The sequence below is a fragment of the Parendozoicomonas verongulae genome, assembly GCF_009711465.1.
GTDB classification, from domain to species: Bacteria; Pseudomonadota; Gammaproteobacteria; order Pseudomonadales; family Endozoicomonadaceae; genus Sansalvadorimonas; species Sansalvadorimonas verongulae.
The window spans coordinates 1-5,603 of sequence record NZ_SMME01000700.1 but is presented as its reverse complement, the minus strand read 5'-3'; the positions used below and the strand labels follow the sequence as shown (position 1 = coordinate 5,603).

The 5,603-nt window shown below is 46.9% G+C and carries 5 protein-coding genes and 1 pseudogene; 1 reads left to right on the top strand and 5 read right to left on the bottom strand.

Annotated elements, in window-relative coordinates; translation table 11 throughout:
• Together E1189_RS03205 and E1189_RS03200 are read right to left on the bottom strand one after the other, a co-directional pair.
• The coding region (locus E1189_RS03205; RefSeq protein WP_155158605.1) for a hypothetical protein at nucleotides 1-1,071 on the bottom strand (1,071 nt) is incomplete at its 3' end.
• A 15-nt stretch (nucleotides 1,072-1,086) separates the two neighbouring features.
• The gene (locus tag E1189_RS03200; protein WP_155158604.1) at nucleotides 1,087-1,998 is read right to left on the bottom strand and encodes a glycosyltransferase family 2 protein; all 912 of its coding nucleotides are present in this window, start codon (nucleotides 1,996-1,998) and stop codon (nucleotides 1,087-1,089) included.
• Between the two features lie 176 nt (nucleotides 1,999-2,174).
• On the opposite strand from E1189_RS03200, the gene E1189_RS03195 reads away from it, so the two are divergent.
• Nucleotides 2,175-4,283 carry a hypothetical protein gene (locus E1189_RS03195; RefSeq protein WP_155158603.1) on the top strand — a complete coding sequence of 703 codons (2,109 nt, stop codon included), beginning with the start codon at nucleotides 2,175-2,177 and terminating at the stop codon, nucleotides 4,281-4,283.
• Nucleotides 4,284-4,333: 50 nt separating this feature from the next.
• Here E1189_RS03195 and E1189_RS03190 read toward each other — a convergent pair whose 3' ends face one another.
• The 3 genes and pseudogenes from E1189_RS03190 to E1189_RS25135 form a co-directional block, all read right to left on the bottom strand.
• Nucleotides 4,334-4,921: a Uma2 family endonuclease gene (locus E1189_RS03190; protein ID WP_196221131.1), complete on the bottom strand. Its 588-nt coding sequence runs from the start codon at nucleotides 4,919-4,921 to the stop codon at nucleotides 4,334-4,336.
• A 99-nt stretch (nucleotides 4,922-5,020) separates the two neighbouring features.
• A complete protein-coding gene (locus tag E1189_RS03185; protein ID WP_155158601.1) occupies nucleotides 5,021-5,254 on the bottom strand; it encodes a hypothetical protein in 234 nt (77 codons plus the stop codon).
• A 9-nt stretch (nucleotides 5,255-5,263) separates the two neighbouring features.
• Nucleotides 5,264-5,603, bottom strand: a pseudogene (locus tag E1189_RS25135) (hypothetical protein); the annotation flags it as partial.

Sequence of the window (5,603 nt, the reverse complement as noted above, 5' to 3'; positions counted from 1 at the left end):
TATCTTATCTATGGATTTTTCTAATTCTTTATCAGTGGATGCTGATTTAGGAAAGAAGTCCTCTACACAGAGAAAATCTTTGCTATTGGCACATTTTAAAAGTTGTACTGGCCTATTTAGCAAGCTAGCATCTACAACAGCATTAGTATAAGGAGAAATTACCAGTGAGCATTTTCTGGCGCTCTCAATGAAATTTTCATTTTTAAGAACTCTTATTTTCTCTGATGCCTCGCCTTTCCAAAACTCCCCTTTACTTCTTGGGTGGAGTCTGACAAATAGTTCCGAGTTTGTCTTGGCTTGCCATTCTTTAACCATTTCATAAATCTGTATACATGATGGCTCTTTTTCCATTCTAGGTCCGGCTCCTAATAGCATAATTGGTGCATCTGGATTAGGAGGAAGCGTGAAACTTTCATCAAACAGGTAACTCCCTCCTAAAAATGCTCGACAAGAACCGTATAGATTATCAAGGCTTTTCAAATGCTCAAGTGAACTTATTCCATAAAGGCAGTAATAATCGTAATCGATATAGTTGTATCTTGATGATTCACTCGTCAGGACTGAGTGGGCTAAATGCAGCGTTACTGAGTCATTTTTACTTTTGGATTTTAGGAATGAGGAAGTTATATGCCCATTCCTCTCTGTAATGATGACTTTTGGGTTGAACACCCTTTTTAAATACTTTGCATATCCATCATAAATTCGAAGGTGGTATATCTTAAAGTTGCTCGATTCATATAATCCCTCTTTTAGAATCTGTGCTTCTTCAGCTAGGGTATCTTCACAGACAGTTAACCCTGTACTCTTTATCCTTTCTATTAGCTTTCTTTTTCTATCTAATTTTCTTGATTTTTCAGAAGGATGGAGAATCAATACATCACACCGGCATCGCTTCTGACTACTTGTCTTTTTGAATGATAGGGCTAAGGAATATAATAATCGTATTGCTACCCAATAAGCCCACTTTATAGACGAGTTCTTCGCATATCTTTCTTTGCAATAAGATAGTAGATTTTTAGTCTCTTCAAGCGGCTTTCCACTTAGCTCAAATTCTGAATTGTCAGGCTTCATTTCTATATGTCTCGTTTAACCAAAAATCAACCTGATTGCCTTCTTTGTGTAGGAGAGCTTTGTCACTGCTAGCCAGTCTTGCGAAATGGCTTTTTTATAATATCCTAAGGCTTTACTTTTTTCACCTGATAAATAATAGGTGCGAAATAAAGAAAGGCATCTTTGGGATGCAAATGATTTTTTATATTTTTCAAGCGCTTTCGGTAAGTCATCAAATACACTATTGACCAAGCGTGTTCCAACTGCATCCGCATATTCTGTATTATGACGAAGACTATCAGGATGTTTATGGATTTTTGTAATTGCCTGATCAAGAAATGCACAGGTGTGATTAGCAAACGCATTTGCGAACACGGGAATGTCTTCGCTATTTCTAAACTCTTCTGGATATATCTTTTTTGAAAAGATATCCCTGTGCATAGCTGTAGCGCCATTGGATGGAGTGACATCTTTCTTAATTAGGTAGGCAACAAATAGCTCTTCTTGCGTCATTTGCATGGATTTAACAGCGTCGACACCTCTATAGCGTTCTTTCCCATTTGGCTCCACAGCAATATGTCCACCCACTATCATTTTTGCTTCTGGGGCATTGTTGATGGAGTCTCTAAGCTTTACCAGTGCATTTATGGTGAATTCATCATCGCTGTCTAGAAAAAGAAGCCACTCACCGGTAGTATTTTTTATTCCATAATTCCTTGTGGCTGCTGCCCCTGCATTTTCTCTTGTTACAAACTCAAAACGATTTGGGTATTGAATCTGGAGTTCTTCGAGTATGTCTACAGTATTGTCAGTTGAACCATCATTGATAACCAGGATTTCATAGTCATCCCCCTCTTGCTTAAGGGCGGATTTCAAGGCGCGGGGAAGCGTCTGTGCATAGTTGTATGCTGGTATGACAATACTGAAGAGCGGTTTCTTATCGGTCATGTTTCACCCACGCTACCGCCCTCCGGCTCACACACACACCGAAAAGCAGACACATATTTTTAAATAAACAGCTGTTAAACAAACAGCGCATTCTACTCCCTACACAGCAAACCCACCACTCAGTAAAGAACCTGATAAACTCCCTACCAACGAAATCCACAAGGCCACTAACCCCAATGCCCATAACACCCTTCTCCCCAGGCAGAACCACTGTAGAGGAAGACTACGACAAAGCTTTCAACAAACTCCAAAAATGGCTGGAGAAAACCACCCCCGAGTACCTCAACTCCCCGGAGTACAAAGCTCTCTCCAAGGCGAACAAAATGCAGCAGGGGGGCTGGTTCAGCTTCTTCATGGAAATGAATCTCGGATATTTCTCAGGCAAGCTGGCGGATCTGGAGGTTGGGGACGTTCAGGAGATTATGGAGGAACTCATACCCCGCAAGATGATCTGCCCGGACTCCTCGGCGAAAACCATTGTGCCGGAGCTGATCGCGTACTGGTCTTTCCTGCTCCGGGAGTGTGGGAACAAAAAGCTCAAAAATGCCGTGTTCATCATAGCGTATCTGGAGAGTATCAAGAAAAATTATCTCAGCATCTATCGGTGTGATGTCAGACCATCGTTTGAGTCGCTGGCCGACTTCGACTCCCCGGATAATCTCAATTTTATTACCTGGGTGGATGAGATGATTGAGCAACTGCTGGATGATTACACGACAAAGCAGGTGCTGACGATCCCTGCGCCCTGGTCTGAAATTCTGTGCGCGCCGTCTAATGTCGCAGAACTGGTGCAGCATATGTGCCTGAACCCTGTCAACACCGACTGCCCGGAGCGGGTTGAGGTGATTGAATACATCTTTTCCTACGCTTTCCAGAACCTCTTTATGGGAGTGCGCAACAAAGAGGCTGACGCGCTGGAGGTGCTGGATATACTGGAAACCAATATTCCACTGGCCCATGAAAGTGGTGAGCTGATACCGAAAAGTGCTGCCCTTGTTTTCCGCGCTCTGGTTCCGTTCCGCATGTACCTGAGCCAGGAGTTCATGGCGTTTGTGCAGCAGTGGCAGATGGATGATATCGGTGTTGCCCCTGCCGACACCCCCGATAATGGGGAGCCACCATCTCCCGATCAGTTGAAAGCACTGTTTGTGAAGCTTATCGAAGAGACTCCGGATGAATTCGCCGCCATGCAGGGGATGCAGCCCATGCTGGGGATGATGCCTGCCAGAGCTTTGGGGATGATTTTCCATATCCTTGCCGAAATGAACGACACTCGTCTTGGGGATGTGCTCGCGCTGTACGTGCTGGACCCGGATGACGACGTAGCTCTGGCTGCCATCAGCAGCATGAGGCAGTTCCCTGGCTGTGTCAGTGGTGTGAGCCTGAATCGCTTTATCCGCATGCGTAACTGGCTCTCCGGCAAAGTGCAAGAAGCGCTGGATTCCCTTGTGCGAGATGTACGCAAGCGGGGCGTGATACCCCAAAGCACCAACATCAGCAGCCAAGTGAAAGATATCTGGATGCCGCCCCTGGATGGCATGGGCAGTCAGGGTGTGATGGTGCAGTACCGGGAAGGTATACTCGAACGCCTTTCCGGTTGTGTGTTTAAAGAAGATATAGGAATCGTTGATGCTCTGCTCTCGCCACCACTTTTCAAGAGCGAGGGAAGAACTCAAATCTCCATGATACGCAAGACTGCAGGTCGACTGGAGAAGATATCCCCCGACATTGTTCGCGCTCTGGTGCTGAATTATCTGGCACTCCATGCCAAGAGCGGTTTACACCTTGACTTCGAGCTGGTGAGGCTGCTGGAAGTGTTGGGTATGGAGAACTGGAATCCGGAAAAGCAAAACCTCGAACAACTGCTTCCCGCTGAGCTATTAGCCGAACCCGATGCCAGCGAAATAGAAGCCGTTCAAAAATCCTCCCTGCGCTGGCACAAAACGGGCACCGGGCAGAGCTGGTTTGTAACGGATGATGGATTAGAGGAAATACTGGAGCTGGTGCCTGCACGTCAGCAAGAAGCCGCCGTGTGTGACCAGATTTTGAAAGGGCAGCGCACCCTCTGGCAGGAGCGTCTGTTGCGACTGGCGCTGTGGGCGCACCACGGCATCACGTCAAAAGGCCCGAACAAAAAGCTTAATGTGCTGGCGAGGGACTTTCTGGTTGTACGACACCTGTTGGGAACATCCATGCCCACCAGCGAGATTGCTTTTATGAAAGGGATAGCCAGGCTTTCGCTGAAAGTGCTGAAGGAGTCTCGGGAAGAGTTTGTGTTTGGGTGATGAGGGGAGGGAGTTTGACTCCCGTTACTCAGCGTTCAGAACTGTTGCTGTTAAGCATTGCGAATAACATCGTCCAGTATGTCCTCGTAAACGTCTTTCAGACTGGCGGAAAAGGCTATTGAATTAAGGGAAATTGCGTCGTTATCCCGATAACGAACAATCTCCCAGCCTTTTCCTGAATGCCGGTAAACATCAATCGCCAGCTTGTTCTGGGAAACCAGAACATATTCTTTCAGCCCCGGGATGGAGGTGTAAGCAGAAAGCTTCTCCATCCTGTCCCTTGCTTCAGTGGAGGGGGAAAGAACTTCAACGATAATTTGCGGTTTATCTTCTACATACTGACCGTTCCCGCTCTGCAGTGGATGGCAGGCCACCATGATATCCGGATAGTAAAAAACAGTGCTGCCTTTGTGGCTCGCATCAACTTTCCTATCACTGGCGTACGTCTGGTATGGTGTGCCCCGCAGATGGGCACGTAGCATTGTGACAAAGGCGAGGGTTAAAAGGTTATGGCTTCGGCTGGCACCTGCCATGGAAGCTATCAGTCCATTGACATACTCATGCTTCACATCGGCCTGTTGCTCAAATGCCAGATACTCATCTGGACTCATGAAGTGCAATTGTTCAGCCTGAGGCATGGGCTTGTCCTTTAGATAAAACACTGATGGGGTTTGACTGTAGAAAAATTGTTCGGTTCCCCATAGGCAGACTATAACCTTTGGAGCAAGGTGCTGCATTTAAATCTGCACGTTATAAACAGGGAGGTCTGGCACTTCCCGACGTACTTCTCCATCTTCCACCAGCACCTTTTGACCAACAGCCACCGTTTGGCCTCTCACGGTTATGGTGGAACCGTTGCGTAATGTGAGAGTGCTTGTGCCGTTGCTGTTGTGGCTGGTGACCGTTCCAATTATCCTGCTAGCCTTGGGCAGCAACCCCTGAAACTGTTTCCATGGATTTGTTGTTGCCATAACTTTTCCTCAGTAGTGCCTTTCTACGGATAAACTCTGAACTACCTTCCCAGCCCCACTCCCCGACGTATTTATCCCCGTCGATAAACACAACCCCACCCAAGGCTCACTCCCTTCTAGCACTTCCACGAGTCTTCCAGGCAAAACCAATCCAGGTGCTTGCCCTTTCACCGTCAAAGGCAAATCCAAAGTCACCACAGCCTGATTCCCACCTTCACTCAAAATATTCCGTCCTCTTTCCGTATTCACATCCACAGCCGTCAGCCAGTCCTCCACAATATCCGGAGCCGGTTGATCCCCTGCCGACCCTGTGCGCTGAACCTCCACCGCCACACCTTCATTGATCCCG

Excerpts from the sequence above, each read along its gene's own strand:
- E1189_RS03190 (WP_196221131.1), bottom strand. The coding sequence starts at position 4,921 with ATGCCTCAGGCTGAACAATTGCACTTCATGAGTCCAGATGAGTATCTG.
- E1189_RS03195 (WP_155158603.1), top strand. The coding sequence starts at position 2,175 with ATGCCCATAACACCCTTCTCCCCAGGCAGAACCACTGTAGAGGAAGAC.
- E1189_RS03200 (WP_155158604.1), bottom strand. The coding sequence starts at position 1,998 with ATGACCGATAAGAAACCGCTCTTCAGTATTGTCATACCAGCATACAAC.
- E1189_RS03185 (WP_155158601.1), bottom strand. The coding sequence starts at position 5,254 with ATGGCAACAACAAATCCATGGAAACAGTTTCAGGGGTTGCTGCCCAAG.